This is a genomic window from Halodesulfovibrio marinisediminis DSM 17456 (assembly GCF_900129975.1).
Classification (GTDB): Bacteria; Desulfobacterota; Desulfovibrionia; order Desulfovibrionales; family Desulfovibrionaceae; genus Halodesulfovibrio; species Halodesulfovibrio marinisediminis.
Map to the genome: position 1 here is coordinate 885428 of NZ_FSRG01000003.1, position 22787 is coordinate 908214.

Genomic DNA, 22787 nt, shown 5'->3' on the forward strand with positions numbered 1-22787 from the left:
GAATAAGTTTTTGATAGGCGATGTCTTTCTCATAACCTGAACTAGTAAAAAATAGAAAATGTTAGCTAACAAATCTGCTTTGATTCACGGAATTGCCATAAAAAATACGAAATTCTCGAAGAACAGATTGCTTTGGTAAGACAGGAACAAGAGTGAATGAGGTCTGCCGTAAGATGGACATACCAGAGGCTAACTTCTGCAATTGGAAACAGAAAGGGGGATTGGAATGAGCAGACTTTGACGTTTAAGCAGCTTTAGGAGGCAAACTAAAACTTAAAAAACTTGTTGTGGGCAACATTTCTTTGGCCCAAAAATTCAAGCCGCGAGTGCCTAGAGGTCTATGTGGTAAGCGATAAAAGAGAACAGGTGATAAGGCTACGCCTGATCTCAGGTGCCAACCACAACTGCCAACCACAACGTATTCAGGGTAATGAAGGTAACGAATTCATTTCAAAAACAATATTCACTATAATGATAGTCGCTTAAACAGAAATTCTGGGATATGAACGATTACCAGCATAATAAGACGCCAAACTGGCTTTGAATAAACAATATCCTTTTTCTTTTCTACAGCAGCTAAAATATCAGAAGCGACCTCTTCCGGCTGTGCTGTTAAAGCGTCTGGAAGCTTCAAGTGCTCAGTCATAGCTGTATGCACAAAACCCGGCTTTACTGTAATAATCTGAACATCTTTTTTATTAAGCCTATTCCGGAGACCGGATAGAAAAGCAGTGAATCCAGCTTTAGCACTACCGTAAACATAGTTACTTGCACGTCCTCTGTCTCCCGCTACAGAACTAATTCCAACAATAAAGCCAGCCCCTCTTTCCTCAAACTTTTGTGCAAAACGGCTAAGAAGTGAGACCGCCCCCGTAAAGTTCGTATCAATAATGACCTTCGCTTCATTGAAATCTTTTTCCGCCCTTAGCTGATCTCCTAAATAACCAAAGGCGCAAATAACCCCATCCGGTTCTACTGGAAGAGAGGTTGTAAACTGTTCGTGACTAGTAAAGTTTCTCGCATCAAAAGTAACAGGATAGACATTTTGATCAGAGCGAACACGAATATCACTAGCAAGAACTTCCAATTTTTCAATATCACGTGCAGCTAAAATAATATCAAACCCTGCTCGGGCAAACGAACGAGCACAGTCTAGAGCAATATCAGATGAAGCACCGAGAATTAGAAGTGATTTTGTCATATTTACTCCCCAATACCTAGCCGTATGCTCTGAAGAGATTTAAACTTATTGGAAGGATCCCACTTTGCCTTTAGCTCTCGAAAGGCATTTGCCGCTTTTCCATACCCCTTATCAAAGACTCCTTCTGGCAAGCGACTATCTTTCGTTAAATAGTGACATCCACCATAATCAAGAACCATAGCGTCTAACTCATCAAGCAGTGGGAACAGCGATGAAGTAACGGGAAAATCAAGAGCAAGCGTATATCCTTCACGCGGAAAAGAAATCGTTCCCTTATCACCCTTTCCGAACAGTTTTAGCACAGCAAGGAACGACCCTTGCCCGCTTGCACTAATTTTTGAAAGAATTTCTGTGAGCCCCTCTGCACTTGCCTCCTTGGGCAGCACAAACTGATACTGGGTAAAACCACGGCGACCATAAATCTTATTCCAATTGTAAATCGCATCGAGTGGATAAAAGAACGTATCATAGTCTACGATCTGCTCTGTGCTTTTTTTCGGAGCCTTACCGTAATAAAGAGCATTAAATGCACGGACGCTTAAAGAGGTCAAAGCAAGAGAAGGAAAGTTAACTGGAATATTCAATTTACGCTTGTCAGGAACAGTTAGAGCTTGTTGCTTTTGTTTCTTAGGCAGTTCTTCTGCAGCAACAAAATCTCCCCGCATCAAAACCGAACGCCCAAGTCCGCTACCACCTTGCAAGCAGTCAATCCAAGCTACAGAAAATGTCGAGTTTTCAGACTCCTCAAAGTGTTTCATAGCTTCAAACAAATTGGAAGCTTTAACAGTTTCCTGCTTAATGAATGAACTAGATACCCTGACAAGATTTATAGATGCACGTAGCACAACCCCAAGCATTCCTTGTCCACCGCTCATCCCCCAGAACAACTCAGCATTTTCTGAAGGTGTACAACGAAGAATGCAACCATCCGCAGTCATTACATCCATCCAGTTAACATGGCGTGAAAATGTTCCACTTTCATGATGGTTTTTGCCATGCACATCAGAACCAATAGCACCACCAATAGAAACATATTTGGTTCCCGGAGTAACAGGCAAGAACCATCCCCTTGGAACAAACACATCAAGAATATCTTCTATGGTAACACCAGCTTCACAGACAAGCTCCCCAGTGGACTTATCAAAACTTATGAACCGATCGAAATGCTTAGTGGAAACAATCATTGTCCCGTTTAACGCACTATCCCCGTAACAACGCCCCATACCACGAGAAATCAAGGATTCTGATGTGGCAAGAGTATGTTTCAATTGCTCGTCATTGCGAAAAGCAAAAAGCTCACTATTTACAACAGGGTAATTTCCCCAGTTACTAATTTTCATCTGCTTCCCACATTAGTTGAATGTAAAATAGTTATGCCCAAGGTAGCTTGTCACAGTAAGCAAAGACAGGGCTAAAATGTGTGCAATTTCTTGCTGATACACAACAATATTTAGAAACGGCAAGACATGCTCCACAAGAACGACACTTACAATAAGCGTCTGCGATACCCCCCAAGCATTCACAGCTATAAATCTGGCAACTTCACTTTTTTTTGAGCGGGTAGAAGATTTTTTTTGGGGAAAAGCAAAAAATTTAAACAAGATAAAAGCAATGAACATCCCGACCAGATACGCGATGACAATTGCTACTTCAAATGCAACAAATTTACTTAAGATAAATCTGACTAAGAGATTCACCAACGTTGCTATCCCCCCCAGAAACAGAAAGCGAAGGAAGGGCTTATATGATCTAACTATGAAATCAGGCATTGATCTACAAATAAATTAAAAACATAAAATGCGTGAGCCAGCCTAAAATTATCAGCTGAAGAAACTTATCTGTATATATTAAACGGGTGGGTGAGGCTGAGTTAGAAAAGATGAGAACCTGCTGAAAATAACGCATTACGCCTAATATCACCCATGCAGAAGTCAAAAAAGTAAACTTACTGGAATAGTGAATCATTACTTGTTCTGAGGTCGTATACATCAGGTAGCAAACAATATTAATTGCTGCCATTAATTGCATTGCTTGTAGCAAAAATGCTTGATTATACCCTTGCAAGCTCTTGCGGACAATATTTCCCGATTTTTGTTGAATTGATACATCGTCATACCTCTTGCCTAGAGCTAAGAGCATTGAAAGCAAAAACGTCATTAAGATAAGCCAGTGACTTACGGTAACACCGGCAAGATAGGCTCCAAGATAGACACGCAAAACAAAACCGATTGCAATACAACAAACATCTAAGACTGCTATTTTTTTAAATTTTACTGTATAAAAGACATTTAAAACGACATAGCCCACAATGAATAAGTATGCGGGAAAACCTAGCATCCATGCCAGTAGTAACGCCAAGCCCCAAATACATATGCATATCTTTACTGCAGTTTTTATAGGAATAGCTCCACTTGCAATAGGTCGATTACACTTTGTCGGATGGTTACGATCATCTGCGGCATCAAGTATGTCATTAAAAACATATACTCCACTTGCTGCAAAACAAAATGCTGCAAAACCTAAAGCAACATGCTGCAATATTGTAAAATTACCAACTACTCCCCCAAAAAAAACCGGAATAAAAATAAAACAGTTTTTTATGTAGTGTGTTGGCCGTAGCAGAGATACTACTTGCTTCAATCTCATGTTGCGCTCATCCGATATAGGTTGGTGTTAAGATATGGTAGCCCTCATTATTCCTAATTTTTATTTAAAATCTTAACATACTTTTTTTTGGGATAGAGCGTATATTTAGGACGACGTAGCTGATAATCTATTCAGTTAAGTTTATTGACTTGTTTTCTCGCGTAGTCGTTGACTGAAATTTAAGCGAGCCATGAAATAATATCCATGCACCTTGCTTTTCACCTTCCTACAAGACAAAAAAATCGCTCAGAACTTCTAGTTCACAGCGATAGAGGGGGGACAGCTTGGCAGCTCAATTGTTTGATTTTCTTTGCAATTTGCTATTAAGCTTTGAAAAAGGACATCATATGAAGTTCATAAATAATGAGCGCCTGATCGCCTATCCTATAATAATTTTTGTAATTTCATGGGCTACTTACTTCGCGGTCACTTTTTCGGGAACAGGATTAACGGATGGGTTTGGAAAAACTATTGGCGCGGATTTTATATGCTTCTACTCTGCTTCTTCCATGCTACGAGATGGAGCTGCAGCGGATGTCTACGACATAGAGAAACTTATGACTAAAGAAGCAAGCATTACGAAAAAAGAAGATTATGATTTCGCTAGTGCATGGTTTTACCCTCCCATCTATCTTTTATTTATAAAAAAACTTGCAAGTGTTAGTTACCTGCATGCCCTCCTTCTTTTTACTTTAGTAACATTTTCAATGTACTTTCTTTCAATGGCGTTGCTGTTGCCCAATCGTCTATCTTACTTGTGGCTGGTAACATTCCCTGGAGTTTTTCAGAACATAACAAACGGGCAAAATGGTTTTCTCTCTGCAACTATATTAACCAGCTCTTTGTATTTTATTGACAAAAAACCATTTATTGCAGGGTTGATACTGGGAATAATGAGTTATAAGCCTCACTTGGCATTTGCACCTTTCCTTATCCTATTAGCTACCAAAAATTATAAAGCGCTATCTGGATGCGCACTGAGCTCTGCCACCTTGGTAATTGTGTCTATTTTATCTTTTGGATTTGCGCCCTGGGGTTCTTTCTTACGTACACTTCCGTTGGCAGATACGCTGGCTATGTCGGGTTTTTTGCCATGGTACAAGATGAATTCACCGCAGGCTGGATTCCTTTTACTCGGTATCCCCCCAGAGCTCGCTAGGCTTCTTCATATTGCTATCGCCCTAGGTGCCATTGCTTTTACAGCAATGTTGTGGCGGCAGAAAGCAAACTTCAATTTGCGCGCCTCTGCGCTAATTATAACAACATTACTCTCAGTGCCCTTCGGCTATGATTACGATCTGGCGATGTTGGCACCGGCATTAATTTGGTTTGGATTAGAAGCATGGAAGTCCGGATGGTCCACGTATGAAAAAAGTATAATTATTGTTGCATGGATAGTTCCTATTGTGTCTCCCCCCATTGCGTTGGGAACACATATTTTGCTTACACCTTTGGTACTAATCATGCTGCTTGTAGCTATTAGAAATAGATACAAAAGCGAACAGCAAGAAGCTTCTTTAGTGAGTTGACGTCTTCCAAATATTCTAAATTAGACCTCATTATCTGCTGGAATCTTTAACAAATTTAACTGTATACGTTAAGCAATCACCACCAACTCCAGGCTCAGGTTGCACAGCCAGCGCACGTATGAATCGACCGGTAACTTCGTCCCCTTGCATTCTCTCAATAAAAACTGCTCCGAGATTATTAACAAACACAGTCCCTCTCCCTGGCCGAGGAGGAAGTAACGGATCATAAAAAGCAATAATTGCCACTCTGGGACTATCTAGCGGATTTGCATATAAGCTATTAACAATTTTATTCTCATTTGTACTCCATCGTGCATATGGATCCTGAGAAACAAGGTCGTTTATTCCCTGCCTAGTTGGTCCAACCATTTTCCCCGGTTCCAATAGAATTTCATCCCCAATTTCTACAGAAGAAGTACTATTACTGCCCGAACAGCCCGCGATGTTATCACGATATTCTGAAGCGCCCTTTACTGGGGTACCTTTATTTACAGGTGGGAAATCTACTGCATTAAATTGCGATGGAGTATAGCTAGGGTTCTTTCCTGTTATTGTACCTAATCTTAATACGATTTGCGTTCCAAGATCAGCTTCAGAATACCCTTGAACCACAATGCTATCCATTTCTGTTTTGTTCTTTGTGTCCAAGGCACCATTGCCGTTATTATCCGTAAACGTAAATTTATCTGGTGCAGTAAAGGGCTTAAGGCACTTAGATGAACAAGTATTAGCTATTTCTACACGTGAAGCAGCTGTAACATCAAAGCTATCAACATTGAGCACAGATCCAAAGATAGTTGCTAAAAAGTTGCCACGCGCAGCAGTACGTGAAATCTTAACCTCAATCTGGTTGGGGTCTGTGGTGTTAGGAGTGCCATCAAGATAATACGTTACATCACCATCTTTCAGTGCCGCTGTCGGTACATCGCTATCGCTCAGATTAGCATGACCATAATCTAGCGCCTCAACCGTTACAGCCGCTAGATCAGCACCTTCCACCATCAGGCTGCGTCCGCCTGCCAGCGCAGCGATATCAGCGGCCTTTTGCAGATGAGCGCGTTTTGCACGCAAAAGTCCCACGTCGACACCAAATGCCACAAAACCCAAAACAACCACGAGAACTATTGCCATGATAACGCCTACTGCACCACGCTCGTTTTGAATAAATTTATGTAGCGATCTCATACCATCCCCATAATGTTTGGTACGTTGCATTTGTGTATATTAACTCTGAAAAACAACTAATAAAGATCAAATAGCGAAGTGTTGAGGGAGAGCTAGTCTCATCATCAGTCTCCGCTATTGTTAGCGTACCTACTTTGATTCCTGCATCAAGTATTACACGCAAAAAGGCAGAACTGAATAAGCTGGTATTGACCTACTACGATACTTCTGCACCAAATATGAAACTCTGCTGCGCTTGCATCAAGTCATGCCCAGATAAAGCACAAAGCATAAAATAAGGGGCAATCAAAGATATCGCTCGACGCTTGAGCACTATGTGCAAAGACCATCAGGACCCTGTTTTTTTACCAGAGTAGTTAAACTGTTCATCCCAACACAAAAAACGGCACTAAATATATCCTTAGTGCCGTTTTAATATTAATTATGAACAGTTCGGTTAAGAAAGGTAGTTACCCTACCTCCTCTTGCCGGTCTTTAATCTCTCACAGACCCGACCACTCTTCAAAAGCCTGATCGTAATACCAACAAAAACAAGCCCCTCAAGACGACCTATCCCCATATTATCCTTCTGTAAGTCTGAAAAAGCCCATTCCTACTCTGCGAACTTCAGCGGTTATATCTTGGCAAATCATTGTTTATGCCTCTGTGTACCATCTATAAACACGTATTAGTCTCAGAGTGGGGCCTTCTGTTTTTGATACGCAAAATAAAAAAGAAACGATTGGATCCTTAACGATAAGATAATGAGGTGGTTATGAAGAGTATCGCACCGTATTGGCTCAACAATATTCTTGGTAAGTTACTAAGAATTAGTGCCATTCTATCAATAGTTCTTTGCTGTTATTCTATGGCAATTGCTTTTGAAGCCCCCAAAGCAATACTTATGATGGAGCTTACCAAAAAGCCTGTTGCTTTTGATCACGTACCCCATGCTGAACTTGAGTGTGTTCAATGTCACCACATGGTTGAAGGCAGACAGAGCTTTCAAATGTGTTCTGCCTGTCATCAAGCTAAAGATAAAAAAGCAGAAAATTCATACTACAAGGTCATCCACAACAAAAAGACAGCCAATCCGGAAATGTCTACTTGCATAACTTGCCACAAGGAAATCGCTGGTAAAGACAAGAAGAAACGCAAGGCGTTAACGGGCTGTAAGAAATCAAAATGTCACGAGTAACGTCATAAGACTACGTGGAGGACATATGAAAACAACACGAAGAAAAGTATTGCAATATATTGGTGGTGCAACTGCGTGTACAGCACTTTTCCCTATGTCATTCAGCCTTGCCGCGCCCACTCCAAGTACTGTTTTTGAACCGACCAAAATAGGTAGCCTCACAATAAAAAATAAACTCATTCGCTCTGCTACATCCATGAATATGTGCGATGAGTCCGGCGTACCGCAACAGGACCTGTATGATGCTCATACAGCGCTTGCAAAGGGAGGCATCGGTCTTATTACCACTGGCCTTACATACGTGTACAAGGATGACCAATTTAGCAAAGCTGGAACAGGCTTATACAGCGATGACCTTATTCCTGAATATAAAAAACTCACAGACAATGCCCATAATCACGATACAAAAATTGCCGTACAATTGGTGCTTGCCGGTGCTTTTACCGACTACAACATCGAGAAACGTCCCATCTGGGGACCATCTAATGTAGCGCACCCTGTATATGGAACTACGCCTCAAGCAATGACCAAGGAAGATATCAACGATGCTGTTAACGCCATGGCAGCTGCTACGGTGCGTGCTCAAAAAGCAGGCTTTGACGGTATTGAGCTTCACTTTGCTCATAATTTCCTAATAAGCCAATTCTTCATGCCATATTTCAATAAACGAACAGATGAATACGGCGGAAGCATTGATAACAGAGCTCGCTTGGCATTTGAAATCACTGAAGCATGTCGAAAAGCAGTAGGATCAGATTTCCCCCTCTGGGCAAAAATAAATGGGAATGACTACCTTCTAAGCGGAGGTGCAAGCGAAGATGAGATTCTCTTTATTGTTAAAGGGTTACAAGAACGCGGTCTTGATGCCATCAACATAAGTGGCGGCAACCTTATTACTGGCCCTCTCCCATCTCGACCGGACATCCTCAATATCCAAGACCAAAGCTACTTTAAAGACGATGCAAAGCGTATTGCCAGCAAGGTGGATATCCCACTTATCTTGACTGGCGGTCATCGTACAATTGACCTTATGGAGACCGTTCTTGCAGATAACCCTAATATTAAAGCGCTTGGTATTTCACGTACGGTACTCTCTGAACCAGACTTACCAAACAAATGGAAGGCAGATAGAAATACAACTCCACGTTGTGTTTCCTGTAACTGGTGTCTGGTTAACTATGGCAAACAAGCCTCTATCTGTGTCTTAAACCTGCCACGCCAAGAAACTTAAAACTATTTCGAATCGTGTGAGGTTCAACCTGTTGATATGTAAAAAAAGCTCCCTAAAAAGGGAGCTTTTTTTACCAGCTCTACTCGCTGGAAACTTTAAGCTACAAGTAAACTAATTTTTATTGAGATTAAAATATTGATCTCAAATTGTATGCATCTTTTATGGTACGCACTCACTTTTATATAGACATCATTATTAAAAAAGCATACATCTCCTTAGCTTTTAAAATCGCCTCGCAATTACCAATATATAAATAATAAAAACAATATGTTACGCAAAGAAGTGCTTGGGTGGAAGGAATGGGTATCGCTTACAGATTTTGGTATCGCATGCATTCTCGCAAAAGTAGATACCGGAGCCAGAACCTCTTCACTCCACACAATAGACCAAGAGGTCTTTACTAAAGACAATACGGAATGGGTGCGGTTTACCATTGCGCTTGATGCCAAAGAAAACCGAACCGTTACAGCTGAAGCTCCGCTTGTGGCTAGACGTGCAGTTACAAATTCAGGTGGGATTCCAGAGGATCGCCTCGTAATTGAAACTCAGATTTGTATCGGAAACTGGTGCACGCTGGCAGAAGTCACTCTGGCACGACGAACGGGAATGAAATGCCGTATGCTTATTGGCAGAACTGCATTATCTGGAACTGCTGTTGTCGACCCTGAAAACAGCTTTTTACATCCAACACCATTATGTGATTAAAGAATAATGAAGATAGCAATCCTTTCCCGTAAGGCTGAGTTGTACTCCACCAGCCGACTTGTCGAAGCCGCAGAACAACGTGGACACGAAGTTGAAGTTGTTAACCCGTTACGTTGCTACATGAACATTACAGCTCATAAACCTGCGGTATATTACCGCGGTAACGAGCTTAACGATATAGATGCAATTATTCCCCGAATAGGTGCATCCATTACATTTTACGGAACAGCTGTTGTCCGTCAGTTTGAAATGATGGGGGTATACAGCGTAAACGAATCAGTAGCCATCACCCGCTCCAGAGATAAGTTACGCAGCTTGCAATTGCTGGCACGGCGCGGGATAGGTCTCCCTGTTACCGGCTTTGCAAACTCAACGATGTACACGCAAGATCTTATCGATCTAGTTGGTGGAGCCCCGTTGGTGGTTAAACTGCTTGAAGGCACGCAAGGCGTTGGCGTGGTCCTTGCGGAAACACACTCTGCTGCTGAAAGTGTTATTGAAGCATTCAGAGGTCTTAAAGCAAACTTTATTGTTCAAGAATACATCAAAGAAGCCAAAGGCAGCGACATTCGATGTATCGTTGTGGGCGGTAAAGTTGTAGCTTCAATGATGCGTCAAGGTAAGGAAGGAGAATTCCGTTCTAACCTGCACAGGGGCGGAACAGCATCTGTTGTAAAAATCACTCCTGAAGAACGTTCTACTGCTGTCAGAGCTGCTAAAATTATGGGGCTTGGAGTTGCAGGTGTTGACCTGCTTCGCTCTAATCATGGCCCTGTCGTTATGGAAGTTAACTCCTCTCCCGGCCTTGAGGGAGTTGAAACAGCAACAGGAAAAGATATTGCAGGCATGATTATCGATCATATCGCGAAGAATGCATGCCCAGGCAATACCAGAACAAAAGGCAAGGGCTAACCCCTTACTTCATATAAACACAAAGAGGAGCTCTAAGAGCTCCTCTTTTTTTTGGGTGCTGAACCCACAGTCAGAATGCGTATTGGTAACAGCCAACAAGCCCTGCTAGTAATCCTTATCCCGCATTTTACGGGGCTCTTTGCGCCCGGATGACCAGCTGGCATCAAATTCGTCTAACCATAAGTCGTCTTCGGTAACAGTAGCAGAACGGATGGTGAGATAGTCATACTGACCTTCTTTACGGATGTAGCCCGATACATCAAGCCATTCACCGACATAAGATAACAGATTCAAACCACTGCGGTTTTCCTCAACAATATATCCGTCGTTTGATGTGGTAACTAGCATCAATCTTTCAGGCTCGTCACAACTTTTGATCCAAGGCTGCAATGTTCCGCTCAATTGAACTGTTTTCTGTTCACGACTCATAATGTTCTCCAAACTTATGATCCTGACAAACAGGTTCCCTGCACCCTTAAGAACAGGAGGTTACTTGTTCTTTGATAGGGGGCTTTTTTCGGGATGGTTAATTTTTGGGTGCTCCGGCAAAAAACCGGAGCACCAACCAGATCAGCACACAGTTAAGTACATCCACCGCTGGTAAGAGCCTTCCAGCATGAAACATAACCCAATAATGATCCCCGAAGGATATGAGCAAGAGGATCGGGGCAATTATGGCTATATCCCTCGCAATTGATGCTGTCGAATTCTTCATGCGTTGCTTCAAAGATTAATGAAGAATCCAGTGAGATGTAGTTAACAGCGGATATTTAAGGTCATACCTTACCGTCAGGTTCGGCATCCATCTCTATTGGAACGTCTCCACCTTCATAAATATCCATACTGGTAACGTTAAGTGCAGGTTCATCGTTTACGATGACATAGTCGCCAACAACTTCAACTTGTAGTCCCTCCAGCGTGGTATCAGTAATGTTTATAAGTAAAAGTTGGTACTCACCGTCATCGAGATACACACTTTCACCTTTAACCATAATGCTACCAACCAAGACTGCATGTGGCTCCACTACGTCGTATTCCTCTGCCCTGCATTCACCTATTACCAGCAGTGCCATTGTTACGCTTAAACATAGTGAGAAAACTTTTCTCATTTCATTTTCCTACTGTTAAAAAATTCAGATTTAACAAAAGGAATTACTCTTTTTACGTTGATTGTCTCAATATTGCCGTTACGGGTCACTAACCCTTCCAAAAGTATCGGTTCCCGTAAAAACTCCAGTAGCTGAATGTGTTGAGGAAGGTTTTCAACAACAACTTCTCGCTCACCGGCACACGCGATTGAAACTTTCAAAATATTGAAGTGCTCATCCCTTTCATAAGGAACCAGAACACCAAGTACTTTTTGCAGTACACCGCTTTGTTCTTGTCTAAAGGCATCCATATTGACACCTCACTGTATTTTTCCTTCACTAAGCATAGACAGTGCCAAAATAATAACATGTTAATTTTAATCACTTTTTCAAAGCAGTACATAAAAAAAAGGAACTTCCGGTTCTTATTTCTAAGATCTGAAAGTTCCAATTATTCGAAACAATTAGAGTAAAGCTACAACTATTTGTTTTTTAAAGCATTTTCTAAATAACACAAGTAAGAACTTTCAGTTCCCATTGTTTGCAAACAGGAACTGCCGGTTCCTATTTGAAGTCTTCTTTTTTCAGTTTGTGTTTCTGCATCAGCTTATGAATCTGGCGGGTTGTAATACCTGCCTGTTCTGCAGCCTGATTTATTCTTCCTTTAGTCGCCTGTAGTAGTTCCGTCAGATAAATATATTCAAACTGGTCAATAACATTTTGACGTGCTTCACCAAGAGGGATGGAAATATCTGCCTGCGTATCTAATGTTGCGCTGGAAAGAGCAGAAATTTCGTTGGGAATATTCTCCAGTCGAATAACTTTTTCGGTCTCAAGAATGCAGGCACGCTCAATAATATTTTCGAGTTCACGTACGTTACCCGGCCACGAATACCGTTTAAAAGCAGCAAGTACCTTAGGGTGAAGCCCAACGACATCTTTACCAAGAACGAGGTTGCAGTTTTGAATAAATGTCTTAGCAAAAGATGCCAGATCTTCTTTCCGATCCCGTAAGGGAGGAATAGGGATAGGGAAAACATTCAATCTGTAATACAGGTCCTTACGAAATGTCCCTTTTTCGCATTGAGCCCATAGATCATCATTTGTAGCGGCAATAATGCGAACATCAACAACATGTTCTTTATCGCTGCCTACCCGTTGAATAGTGTGCTCTTGTAGAACATGTAAAAGTTTGACCTGCATTGAAGGGGTAATTGTGCCTATTTCATCTAAAAAAAGGGTTCCCCCTTCTGCCGCGCCAAACTTGCCAATAGTATCCTTTAACGCACCGGTAAATGCGCCGCGTGTATGACCAAATAGTTCACTTTCAATCAAAGAATCAGGAATAGCCCCGCAATGCAAGCTTACGAACGGCTTGTCTTTTCTTGTGCTATGTGAGTGGATAAGCTTTGCAAGAACGCTTTTCCCGATGCCGGTCTCACCTGTCAATAAAACCGTTGTCTTGGTTGCTGCCATCTGCCTGACCATCGAAAACACTTCTCGCATGAGCGGGCTGCTTGTTTTTACAAGCTGCAATGCCGTTTCGTTCCAAAAATCATCATGTAAGTAGCTAAGTTCATTTTTTCTAGCCAGCTCTCGATCAAGACGAGAAAGCACCAAAGTCACTTCAGACTGCATGAGAGGATACGCCAGATAATCAACAGCTCCGGCATTAATACCCTCGATGGCGTATCTGATTTCTGTTGAATTCACCAAAATAACAACATCTGCATTGGGTGCTGAGTTCCAGATGAAATTTAAGCCTTCAGAAATATCTACTTTTCCACCTAACAACAGTCCATGATCGACAAAAACCACATCAACCTGACTGTTAATAACGTCGCCTTTAAGTTCGCTAACTGTACTTAGTGTCACATTAGGCTGCACAACTAAAATACTGCGCTTAAGTATTTCGCTAGCTTCAACATCAGGAGTAATAATTTGATATTGTGACATATTTAATTCCTATTTGAGGAATTTACGAGCTAACAAATACATTGGCAATCAAAAAGAGCTACCCAACCTTATCCTACTCATTAAAAGAGTAATTGTGGCATGTAACAACCAACTCATTGATTTCGTCTTTATGCTGCTCAATCATCTGAAACATGGAGGGAGAAATCGACGGGGCTATTTCATTCCGTATTATGTTAAAAGCCTTATCAATAGACATACCCTTTCGATAAGGGCGTTCTTCCAGTAAAGCGGAGATAACATCTGAGAAAGCTATAATTTTTGCCCCTACATCAAGGCTGGACTCATCCAAGGCATGTGGGTACCCCGTTCCATCACTCTTCTCATGATGCCTTTCCGCCCAAGTCACAATTTCACGGAACCAAGGAGACTGGCTTAGTTCATTAAGAATTTGCCCCGTATAATACGCATGCAACTTCACAAGATTATACTCTTCATCGGAAAGTGGCCCTTTTTTTTCTATCAATTCGGGATCAATACCTATTTTCCCGATGTCGTGCAGGTAGCCGCTCACCAGTAATTTCTTACATCCCTCTTCCGAGAACCCTAAATACTTACCAAGAAAGCTGGATAGATGTGCAACTGTGTAAGAATGCGAGGCGGTAAAGCGACTTCTAAAATCGATTATTCTGGATAGAGTTAGAGCAAAATCAATAATATTATCTATCGTCAGTTCGAAATCCACCGAGACATCAAGTCTGCGAAACAGTTGATCCATCTCCAGATTGTTGATTTCAAACCAAAAAACATCCGCCTTAGAAACCTCATTAAAAGCTTCAAAAACGTCGGGATGAAAAGTCGTTCCCACCTTCGCTCTGATTGTTTCAGTTACGTGTTCTTTTTGATTAAGGATAAAGTTATCTGGGTTGATAAGCACATCCACTCTATCAGCAAGATGGATAATATGACTTTGAAACAACACCTCGCCATCTTGAACATCTAATGAATCTTGATATCGTATATGATGGTGCCTAATAATTTGAGCGATGTTCTCAAATGCATCGAAAGACTCCAGCATACGGTGGCCCATAATACAATGCGGCGTCGGATTAACTACATCTTCCTGCACAAGCAGATCACGTTCCTGAATTGACAATGCGCCAATATCATGAAGTCCTGCTGCAACAACTAGTTCGAACAGGTCCTCATTACTTAACCCCATTTTTTTGGCAATAGCGTATGATGCCACGGCAGTTCGTCTATGGTGCGACTTCAGCAAATAGTTAAAGCTATCAATAGACTTGATTATCGGAACCGCTAGATCTTTCAAAGAGATTCTATCCATGTTTCTTGTCCTTTTAATCTTCCAAGCGATACTCTGTAAGGAAGAAGGCTGCCGTTGACAGACATCTTAAAACTCATCGGTTTCAGTATAGTTGAAATGTTCCATTAGCAGAACGCTATTTCACTTGAATTCTGAATCCTGAATGAGACGCTTTGAACTTCCCCATCTCTCCCGTCCAGACAGGAAAATAGTAAGTATGCGCTCACTCTACTTTGTAGCAAATTAAAAGCTTTAAGTAACACTTTGCGATCTAAGTAATCATCTTAAGGCGCTCTTTTCGGACTTCTCTCGGTACCTCACGGACTTGAAATAGGCATAGCGTAACGCCACTCTCTCCCTTTATTATTTAAACGGATACAGTTTTAAAACTTTTGGGAACTTTAGATAAACACTTAAGTCAACACCTTCATCAATAGCCCACATGACAACCACAGTGAATACTACAAGAACAAGAGCAGCTACAAGCAGCTCAATACGAATTACACCGTATTCTTTCCTAAAAAACTGTTTAATTTTATTAAACATTCGATACCACCGGTGCCTATTGATAATGTTCTTGAGTCACAAATCATAGCCAATTGATATAACTATAGCCTTCCTGACATAACTAGTGAATTAAAACACACCGCTGATGCTATCTCGAATCTTGTGAGTTCCGGACGAGTCATATGCAATAAAAAAACTCCCCACTAAATAGCGGAGAGCTTTTTCATATCGATATTAGGTTCGTAGGCACTTTGGAATTACAGGTCGTTACTTCAGGATATTAAGATGTGTAACAAACACTGTAGCGGGCTGCATTCAAGCGACCATGGAGCATTTTGGAATCAAAAAATGATTGCCAAAGACAAAGAATACAGTCACTTCAATCGAAACAAAAGAATCATAAATAAGCATCATCCCAACTGCGCTGGTATACGCAGAGTTTTAGCTTGCAGACCATTGAGAATAGGATACGTAGTCTCAATCATTTGAAGATAGTTACGCTTTCTCTTGCCGTTCTGTTTCAGGAGTAATATGCACCAGACATCAGGAGCCCAGGACAAGTACCCGTTAGACTAATACCATTGGCATTATTATGCATGAAAGGCACGTTATGAATAAAATTATACTGAACCTTATGTGCTCACTATTTGTTCTCGTCACATTGCCCGACTATGCTCAAAGCAACATCACTAAGCTGGATAATATTAAAGCCCAAAAGGTCTCAGACGTAACGTCTATCAATGTCCGTGAAAAGATAATTCTTGGTGGCGCGGAACAGTGGATATCAATCCAAAGTGAGGATACTTCAAACCCCATCTTATTAATTCTTCACGGCGGCCCTGGTTTTGCCATGATGCCCTTATTCCATATCAGCAATAGCGAACTTGAAAATTACTTCATCGTAGTCAACTGGGATCAAAGAGGGGCGGGAATGTCATACTCATCCAATATTCCCAAAGAGACTATGACTCTCTCACAGCTTCTATCAGATGCACACGAATTAACAGGGTACTTAAGAATACGTTTTAATCGTAAAAAGATATTTATTCTGGGACATTCTTTCGGCACCATTCTGGGTACTTTTTTGATACGTGATTATCCAGAAGATTACTATGCATATGGCGGTATTGGGCAGGTAGTTAACGTTATTGAAAATGAGCAGCTAAGCTATGACTTTGCCTTAGAACAAGCGTATAAAGACAGTAATAGAAAGGCCATTGATGAACTTAACAACATAGGTCGCCCAAATGAAGCAGGTGAATATAGCGACGATTCTGGCTATGATATCACCATGAAATGGGTAGGCTATTATGGCGGTGAACTCTATGGAAAAAGAGATTCCGAAGAAATAGAACGTACTATTCTCAATAGTAAAATGTATGAAAATATACGAGATGATGTCATTAAAGGCTGGTCTTTTTCGCAAGAGTTATTCAATGATAACGCGATTTGGTCTTTTGACTTTCGATTAAGTGTTAATCACGTGGATGTCCCCATGTATTTTTTTACCGGACGCCATGACTACGACACGCCATGTACACTTGTTAAGCAATACTACAACACGTTATCTGCTCCGATAAAAGAGATCATATGGTTTGAAAACTCGTCCCATTTTCCATTTTATGAAGAACCACAAAAATTTAATAAAATGATTATTGAAAAGTTTACCACTCATCCCTTTTAGCCCAATTTGCACAGCTTTTCTAAACAACGCTCTTTAGTTAAAATTAAATCGAGTCAGTAACTTATTTTGATCTAAACAATATTTCGCTAACCATAAAAAAAGTTCTTGTATAACAAGAACTTTTTTAAACTCTTCTAAATGTGAATAGCCCGACTAACAGAAGTCGAACCTGTGACTTGTCGTTTACCAATCAGCAAGTTTGCCCATACTATTCCTTGGCAACTCACTGCCAATAGATATCTTCTTTGGCAACTCAGCAACACTGCAGCGTTCACGGCACCAAGCATGCAGATCTTTCTTTAGTTGCTTCCAGTCTCTGCACTCTGCATTGGGCACAATATACGCTTTAAGTCTGTTTCCTTCTTCAGGGCGCATCAAACGAACAGCACATTCAACTATATCAGAATGCTCCAGAATCACTTGTCGAACCCGATCTGGATACACATTACGTCCTGCCACTTGAACTGCATTATCTTTACGACGAAAAGGCATAAAAGAACGTGGGGAATCCCAACGCACATTGTCAGGAAACGGCAAAGCACAGATTATATTTCCCACCCCGTCAGTACGTTGCAGTAAATCATTTTCCATCCCCCAGTAAGGAAAAAGTTCATATGGAGTATCCGGTAGCGTTCTATATCCAACGCCACCTGTTTCGGACGATCCATACACTTCCACAATTCTTGAAAAGCCGTCAGCTCTAAGCTTCAGAATAACCTCAGCTGGACATGGACCTGTTGAGGTTATCCCGACTACATCCCTGCCGCATGATAAATGTAAATCTGACTGACCCTTCCAAAACATTGGAAAAGCAATCACAACATCACCGTCCTGCAATAAATTAATAAATGATTGCCCTGGGTATGGTGGAACAATAAGGCGATCAACCTTTAAGATGGTTGGGAGAAGCACCGTAAAAAGGAATCCATAAATATGGTGCTGTGGAACGACGCATACAATTCTGGAACAATCCTTAACAAGAGTTGCTAAAAATCGGGCCTCTTGCTCCAGTAACTTCAAAGACTGCTCACAAACAACCGGAACTCCTGTTGAGCCGGAAGTGCGGAAAAAAAGTACTGCTGGACCATTCTCCCACTGTGCATAAACATTACGACACACAGTGCGTACCGGCTGAGATAAAACATCGTTCCAGTCATCAGCTTTGGCACCAAGCATCTCACATAGCTGTTTATAGACATCTAGCTTATCGTCTACAGTCAGTGCAGGAAACGCCTCTTCTAAGGAGCTGGCAACGTCTACATTATCTCCTTGCAGCAACCCGCCGCCCTTTTCCAACAAACGCGAGCGCAACATGCTGATCAACAACAGTTCAACATCAAAAGACGTAAAAATACTCATGCACAAGAACCATTAATAGAAATTACTGACTCAAGACCTGATGCATCATTACAACGCACAGCTACATCCTGCTTCAAGGCAATCGCTCTTGCGACTTCCAAAGCTTGCCCTGCCGGAAAAGCAGATTTAATTGGGTCTGGCGCAGTTCCACGCTGAATCAGCACTTCTTTTAGCTTTCCACGCTTTCCCACTTTATCTCGCGTTAACAACATAAACATCGAGCCTTCAGCTGGGGAACTATGCGGAAAAGAATTTTCAATGGCTTCACCATCTACAGCCGCAATAGCGTCGCACAACGTAGAGTCATATTCGTCCACGGCACCTACGAGAACTGCATCAACACGCCCTTCATCTAACCAGCAACGTGCAGATACAAGAGCAGAAGCAAAAGACGTTTCAAATTGATTTATACTCAGACAAGGGCCAGCAATACCAAGCTTCAAAGAAATGATGGATGCAGCAATATTATGCACAGAGGTAGAAAAAGCGAGCGGGGAGGCAAGCTTGGCACCAAAGTCGTGAATAGAATCCAAAAAATCAAATGTCGTACGTGCTGGCCCATAACCAGTAGCAACTATTACACCTAATCTTCCAGAGTCAAACGACTCAACCGACATACCAGCATCCCTAAGAGCCAAGTTAGCACCAAGCAAGGCTAAACGACTATACTGAGAAGTTCTTCGTAGCTCCCGTTTAGTATGAAACTGCTCCAACATCTGAACATCGGCTGTTTTTGCCAAATCTAACTCTTTCTCAGCAAGGACATCAAAAGAACTCCCTTCCGGAGTCACTATACCCATCCCCATAATGGCACATGACATATTACAACTCCTTCGAAAAGATCAGCACAGAGTTATTCCCACCAAATGCTAATGATTCAGAAAGGCCATAACGAGCAACGATGGAAGTCTCACTACTTACCGGGCACACAGCAAAACCATCTTCCGGTTCATCAAAGCCAACGCTTGCAGGCAACTTCTGATCAAGCAACGCCTGAATAACAAATACAGCTTCAATCGCTCCGGCAGCACCAAGTGTATGGCCGGTAAATCCTTTTGTGGCTGACACAAGCGTATCAGGGAACATGTCGGTCAATACGCGAGACTCTACCCTGTCATTATCTGGAGTTGCAGTGCCATGAACATTAATAAAATCCACATCGTCACGGGTAATTCCCGCCTGCTCCAGCGCACTTTCAATGGCACGCTTCACCCCATCCCCCTCGGGTGCGGGAGCGGTCAAATGATATGCATCTGCAGAGGTTCCATACCCCGCGCATTCAGCCTGCAAAGCAATCCCACGCGCTTCAGCATCTTTCCGTTTTTCAAGCACCAGCATCGCAGCGCCTTCTCCAAGATTCAGCCCCTTGCGTCCAGCATCAAAAGGCTTACACGGTTCTGAATCGTATACCCCGAGACGAATGAATCCATTGTAAGAAACAAGACTGAGTTCATCCACGCCTCCGGCCAGAACAATATCGCAGACATCATTTTCTAACCACGACATGCCCAACCCAATAGCATCAGTACCAGATGAACAGGCATTCACAACTGTTTGGCAAGGCCCGGAAAGTCCCAAGTACTTCGAAACAGCGAGCGCTGGATTAGAATGCAACCATGAGGAAACCTGACTCACGGACTTCCACCCATGCTTCTTATGCGCAAAATAGTCATCGGCAAAATTAAGCGAAGCACCGGTAGTTGTACCTATACAAACACCAACACGCTTGTTTACAAGATCTTGTGGTGTAAGTTGAGCCTGAACCAACGCCTCCTGAACAACCTGCATCAGCATACGAACAGAAAGAGAATCTTCTGAACATGCCGCTGGTGAAAAATTCTGCACCTCAAAAACAGGATACACTACATCCAGTTCACAACTAATTCGTTTAGGTGGCGCAGCAAGACGGGCTCCAGAGTATAGAGTGTCCATAACAGCTGACACCCCTTGCCCTGCAGCACATAAAATCCCCATTCCGGTGACACTGGTACGGCATTTCATACTACGCCTGACGCTCTTCGATAAATGCAGCTAAAGCGTTGAGAGAGGAGAAGGCGACTCGGTCTTCTTCAATATTTTCGATCACTACACCAAAATGCTTTTCTACCAAGACTACAAGTTCTACTGCATCAAGGGAATCCAGACCAAGTCCATCGTCACCAAAAAGAGGCTCATCACCTTTAACTGTTTCAGCCGAAATATCTTCAATATATAACTCATCAAGAATTGCTGTAAGCAACTTGTCGTAAACAGACATATTTTCTCCTTAATTCCACATGTCAAAAAAATTAAAAATTTGGTATGGTTGCATCCACGCGAGCCGCTCAAGAGACGTTGCAAAACGTTGAACATACGGACGGCACAATTCTGTTCTCTTGCCAACATTAGCAGGCACAGAAAACACATCCAGCACATGTGCACGGGCAACACACGCGCCCTCGCGAAGCGTCGCCATTACAGCTACCGGCGCACCCGCAGCAGCCGCAACAGAAATAGGAAACATCGGCAGCTTAACCTGTTCCCCGAAGTATTTTACATCAACGAGATTTTTGTCACCCGGTAAATACCGATCCCCCATAACGCACACAATCTCGTTACGCTTCAAGGCCTTCAACATTTCAATCATTCCACCAAAAGGCCCTGATGGATCGATAATGTTTACTGAAGGCCCACGAATGCCTTGTTGAAAAAAGTGCAGATCAACATTTCCCTGTTCTTGCAACAGCACAACATTAATGGGTACTCCGCCACACGCAAGACCGGCCATGCCTGTCTGCCAGCATCCAACATGGGCAGAAAGAACAATGAGTCCATTACCTTCTGCAAGCAAAGAACGAATACGCTCATTATCCTCTTCCTGAGCTAAAACAGCACCGCGTCCAAGCACTCGATAAATAATGCGATCCAACAAAACCATGCCGAAAGAAAGATTGAGTCGGAACCCTTTCCAGAGTCGCGACAACCAACCGCAAGAGGCAAATCGGCGAGTTAAGTAAGGCTGCGAACGTCGGCGTACCGAAGGAAGTAAGCTGTACCAAGCGGCTACAAATACAAGAACAATGTACGGCGGAATAATTCCACCAATACGTACCAAAAAATAAAAAAACTGATGCCGCAACTGGCCGCCAAGGCTCTTGCTGCTCCATTTAGATGCTGTCATGCTAGTCATGCTGACCTCTAGCCTGCAAACCACTTTGGATAAGGTAAGACAACAACCAAATGATTCCACCGACCAAAACAGCGGCCACGGGTGCCACAATCAAAGACCCGATTACCCATTCCCACAAACGGTCCAACGCCTGATAGCCAAGCGTTTCCATTGATATTTCAGTAAGCCATCGTCCATGGCAAACATAGTGTCCGACCTCAATACAAATGGCAGGCACAAAAGGTGGAATACATAACTGACTGACGGCCAGCCCGCATATTTTGTTTAATCGCAACCACCCCGCCAGTAATAAAATACCGATAGAATGCAACCCGATAAGAGGAAGCGTCCCTAAAACCGCGCCCAGCGCGCCAGAAAGAGCCAACTCATGCGGAGTAGCCTCGTCTTCAAGCAGCATACGCAACGAACGAATAGGATGGGTTACGGTAATACCTTCTTCCAGCGAAGAGGAAAACTTACCGTGCGGTAAAGGAAGCATAGAGCGCATTGTCAGTCGCGTGTTAAGCAGACTGATGGTCACATTATCTTTAAGCTTATGAAAGTGAGATACGCGCTCTTCCGACTTTGGATAATATACAGATATCGGCACCGTTTTCAGTGGAATACCAGCCCATGCGGCCTTGGCAAGCACTTCAATTTCAAACGCATACCGAGTTTCACTCAACTTTAGATTATTCAGCAGAGCAACGGGGTACGCCCTGAATCCGCTTTGCGGATCGCTAACATCCCATCCCGTCTGGACTCGCAACCAGAACCGTGAAAATTGACGGCCAAATTTTGATGAACCAGGCACATTCGGCACAGAGAAATCTCGTGCTCCTACGTAAAGCGCATTCTGATCTTCTTCCAGAGCAGCAAAAAAAACTTCAAGATCTTCCGGAAAATGCTGTCCATCTGCATCAATAGTAACAATGTGTGTCTTCCCAAGAGCCGCTGCTTTCTTTGCAGCAGTCAAGATAGCTGCTCCCTTGCCCATGTTCTTCTCATGTTTAACCACATGACAAGGTAAACCGGACAGAGTTTCCGCACCCCCATCAGTGCTGCCGTCGTCAACAACAAGAAGATGCGGATGCTGCTCAAGAACACCGCTTGCCACACTGCGCAACGTTGCACCGTGGTTATATACAGGAATAACGACTAAAATATCATCACGCAT

The 22787-nt window shown here is 42.5% G+C and carries 23 protein-coding genes and 1 pseudogene; 7 read left to right on the forward strand and 17 right to left on the reverse strand.

Annotated elements, in window-relative coordinates; translation table 11 throughout:
- Positions 1-104 precede the first annotated feature (104 nt).
- Positions 105-221 (forward strand): annotated as a pseudogene (locus tag BUR09_RS17175) (transposase); the annotation flags it as partial.
- Between the two features lie 245 nt (positions 222-466).
- On the opposite strand, the gene BUR09_RS04230 reads toward BUR09_RS17175, so the two are convergent.
- From BUR09_RS04230 to BUR09_RS04245, 4 genes are read right to left on the reverse strand one after another with little or no spacing between them, the layout of a single operon-like run.
- A complete protein-coding gene (locus BUR09_RS04230; protein ID WP_074215685.1) occupies positions 467-1201 on the reverse strand; it encodes an SDR family oxidoreductase in 735 nt (244 codons plus the stop codon).
- Positions 1202-1203: 2 nt separating this feature from the next.
- Positions 1204-2541, reverse strand: coding sequence for an FAD-binding oxidoreductase (locus BUR09_RS04235; RefSeq protein ID WP_074215686.1), 1338 nt, complete (start codon positions 2539-2541; stop codon positions 1204-1206).
- A 12-nt stretch (positions 2542-2553) separates the two neighbouring features.
- On the reverse strand, positions 2554-2970 hold the full coding sequence (locus tag BUR09_RS04240) for a GtrA family protein (protein WP_074215687.1): 417 nt from the start codon (positions 2968-2970) through the stop codon (positions 2554-2556).
- A 4-nt stretch (positions 2971-2974) separates the two neighbouring features.
- A complete protein-coding gene (locus tag BUR09_RS04245; protein WP_084539320.1) occupies positions 2975-3847 on the reverse strand; it encodes a UbiA prenyltransferase family protein in 873 nt (290 codons plus the stop codon).
- A gap of 284 nt (positions 3848-4131) precedes the next feature.
- On the opposite strand from BUR09_RS04245, the gene BUR09_RS04250 reads away from it, so the two are divergent.
- Positions 4132-5376, forward strand: coding sequence for a glycosyltransferase family 87 protein (locus BUR09_RS04250; protein ID WP_139296729.1), 1245 nt, complete (start codon positions 4132-4134; stop codon positions 5374-5376).
- Positions 5377-5406: 30 nt separating this feature from the next.
- Here the strand turns inward: BUR09_RS04250 and BUR09_RS04255 are convergent, their stop codons facing one another.
- Positions 5407-6561, reverse strand: a complete 1155-nt coding sequence (locus BUR09_RS04255) for a TadE/TadG family type IV pilus assembly protein (RefSeq protein WP_074215689.1) — start codon at positions 6559-6561, stop codon at positions 5407-5409.
- Between the two features lie 754 nt (positions 6562-7315).
- On the opposite strand from BUR09_RS04255, the gene BUR09_RS04260 reads away from it, so the two are divergent.
- From BUR09_RS04260 to rimK, 4 genes are all read left to right on the forward strand, one after another.
- Positions 7316-7738 carry a cytochrome c3 family protein gene (locus tag BUR09_RS04260; protein WP_084539322.1) on the forward strand — a complete coding sequence of 141 codons (423 nt, stop codon included), beginning with the start codon at positions 7316-7318 and terminating at the stop codon, positions 7736-7738.
- 25 nt (positions 7739-7763) lie between these two features.
- Entirely contained in the window at positions 7764-8969 is a 1206-nt protein-coding gene (locus tag BUR09_RS04265) for an NADH:flavin oxidoreductase (protein ID WP_084539323.1), read from the forward strand.
- 267 nt (positions 8970-9236) lie between these two features.
- A complete protein-coding gene (locus BUR09_RS04270) occupies positions 9237-9674 on the forward strand; it encodes an ATP-dependent zinc protease family protein (RefSeq protein WP_074215690.1) in 438 nt (145 codons plus the stop codon).
- Positions 9675-9680: 6 nt separating this feature from the next.
- Positions 9681-10586, forward strand: coding sequence for a 30S ribosomal protein S6--L-glutamate ligase (rimK, locus tag BUR09_RS04275; protein WP_074215691.1), 906 nt, complete (start codon positions 9681-9683; stop codon positions 10584-10586).
- A 105-nt stretch (positions 10587-10691) separates the two neighbouring features.
- Here the strand turns inward: rimK and BUR09_RS04280 are convergent, their stop codons facing one another.
- From BUR09_RS04280 to BUR09_RS04305, 6 genes are all read right to left on the reverse strand, one after another.
- Positions 10692-11015 (reverse strand): hypothetical protein, encoded by a 324-nt coding sequence (locus BUR09_RS04280; protein WP_074215692.1) that lies wholly within the window; start codon positions 11013-11015, stop codon positions 10692-10694.
- Between the two features lie 347 nt (positions 11016-11362).
- A complete protein-coding gene (locus BUR09_RS04285; protein WP_074215693.1) occupies positions 11363-11695 on the reverse strand; it encodes a hypothetical protein in 333 nt (110 codons plus the stop codon).
- Complete coding sequence (locus BUR09_RS04290) at positions 11692-11985, reverse strand: hypothetical protein (RefSeq protein WP_074215694.1); 294 nt, start codon at positions 11983-11985, stop codon at positions 11692-11694. The genes BUR09_RS04285 and BUR09_RS04290 overlap by 4 nt, the downstream gene beginning before the upstream one ends.
- A gap of 253 nt (positions 11986-12238) precedes the next feature.
- Positions 12239-13630 carry a sigma-54 dependent transcriptional regulator gene (locus tag BUR09_RS04295; protein WP_074215695.1) on the reverse strand — a complete coding sequence of 464 codons (1392 nt, stop codon included), beginning with the start codon at positions 13628-13630 and terminating at the stop codon, positions 12239-12241.
- A gap of 73 nt (positions 13631-13703) precedes the next feature.
- A complete protein-coding gene (locus BUR09_RS04300) occupies positions 13704-14933 on the reverse strand; it encodes an HD-GYP domain-containing protein (protein ID WP_074215696.1) in 1230 nt (409 codons plus the stop codon).
- Between the two features lie 342 nt (positions 14934-15275).
- Positions 15276-15458, reverse strand: a complete 183-nt coding sequence (locus BUR09_RS04305; RefSeq protein ID WP_074215697.1) for a hypothetical protein — start codon at positions 15456-15458, stop codon at positions 15276-15278.
- A gap of 571 nt (positions 15459-16029) precedes the next feature.
- Between BUR09_RS04305 and BUR09_RS04310 the strand changes: the two genes are divergently transcribed.
- Complete coding sequence (locus BUR09_RS04310) at positions 16030-17103, forward strand: alpha/beta fold hydrolase (protein WP_175565984.1); 1074 nt, start codon at positions 16030-16032, stop codon at positions 17101-17103.
- A 183-nt stretch (positions 17104-17286) separates the two neighbouring features.
- Here the strand turns inward: BUR09_RS04310 and BUR09_RS04315 are convergent, their stop codons facing one another.
- From BUR09_RS04315 to BUR09_RS04340, 6 genes are read right to left on the reverse strand one after another with little or no spacing between them, the layout of a single operon-like run.
- Complete coding sequence (locus tag BUR09_RS04315; protein ID WP_074215699.1) at positions 17287-18462, reverse strand: AMP-binding enzyme; 1176 nt, start codon at positions 18460-18462, stop codon at positions 17287-17289.
- On the reverse strand, positions 18459-19283 hold the full coding sequence (locus BUR09_RS04320) for a beta-ketoacyl synthase N-terminal-like domain-containing protein (RefSeq protein WP_074215700.1): 825 nt from the start codon (positions 19281-19283) through the stop codon (positions 18459-18461). Before BUR09_RS04320 ends, BUR09_RS04315 begins: the two co-directional genes overlap by 4 nt.
- Before the next feature lies 1 nt (position 19284).
- The gene (locus BUR09_RS04325; protein WP_074215701.1) at positions 19285-20463 is read right to left on the reverse strand and encodes a beta-ketoacyl-[acyl-carrier-protein] synthase family protein; all 1179 of its coding nucleotides are present in this window, start codon (positions 20461-20463) and stop codon (positions 19285-19287) included.
- 1 nt (position 20464) lies between these two features.
- Positions 20465-20719, reverse strand: a complete 255-nt coding sequence (locus BUR09_RS04330) for a phosphopantetheine-binding protein (RefSeq protein WP_074215702.1) — start codon at positions 20717-20719, stop codon at positions 20465-20467.
- 9 nt (positions 20720-20728) lie between these two features.
- Positions 20729-21631, reverse strand: coding sequence for an LpxL/LpxP family acyltransferase (locus tag BUR09_RS04335; RefSeq protein ID WP_074215703.1), 903 nt, complete (start codon positions 21629-21631; stop codon positions 20729-20731).
- A complete protein-coding gene (locus BUR09_RS04340; protein WP_074215704.1) occupies positions 21624-22787 on the reverse strand; it encodes a DUF2062 domain-containing protein in 1164 nt (387 codons plus the stop codon). The genes BUR09_RS04335 and BUR09_RS04340 overlap by 8 nt, the downstream gene beginning before the upstream one ends.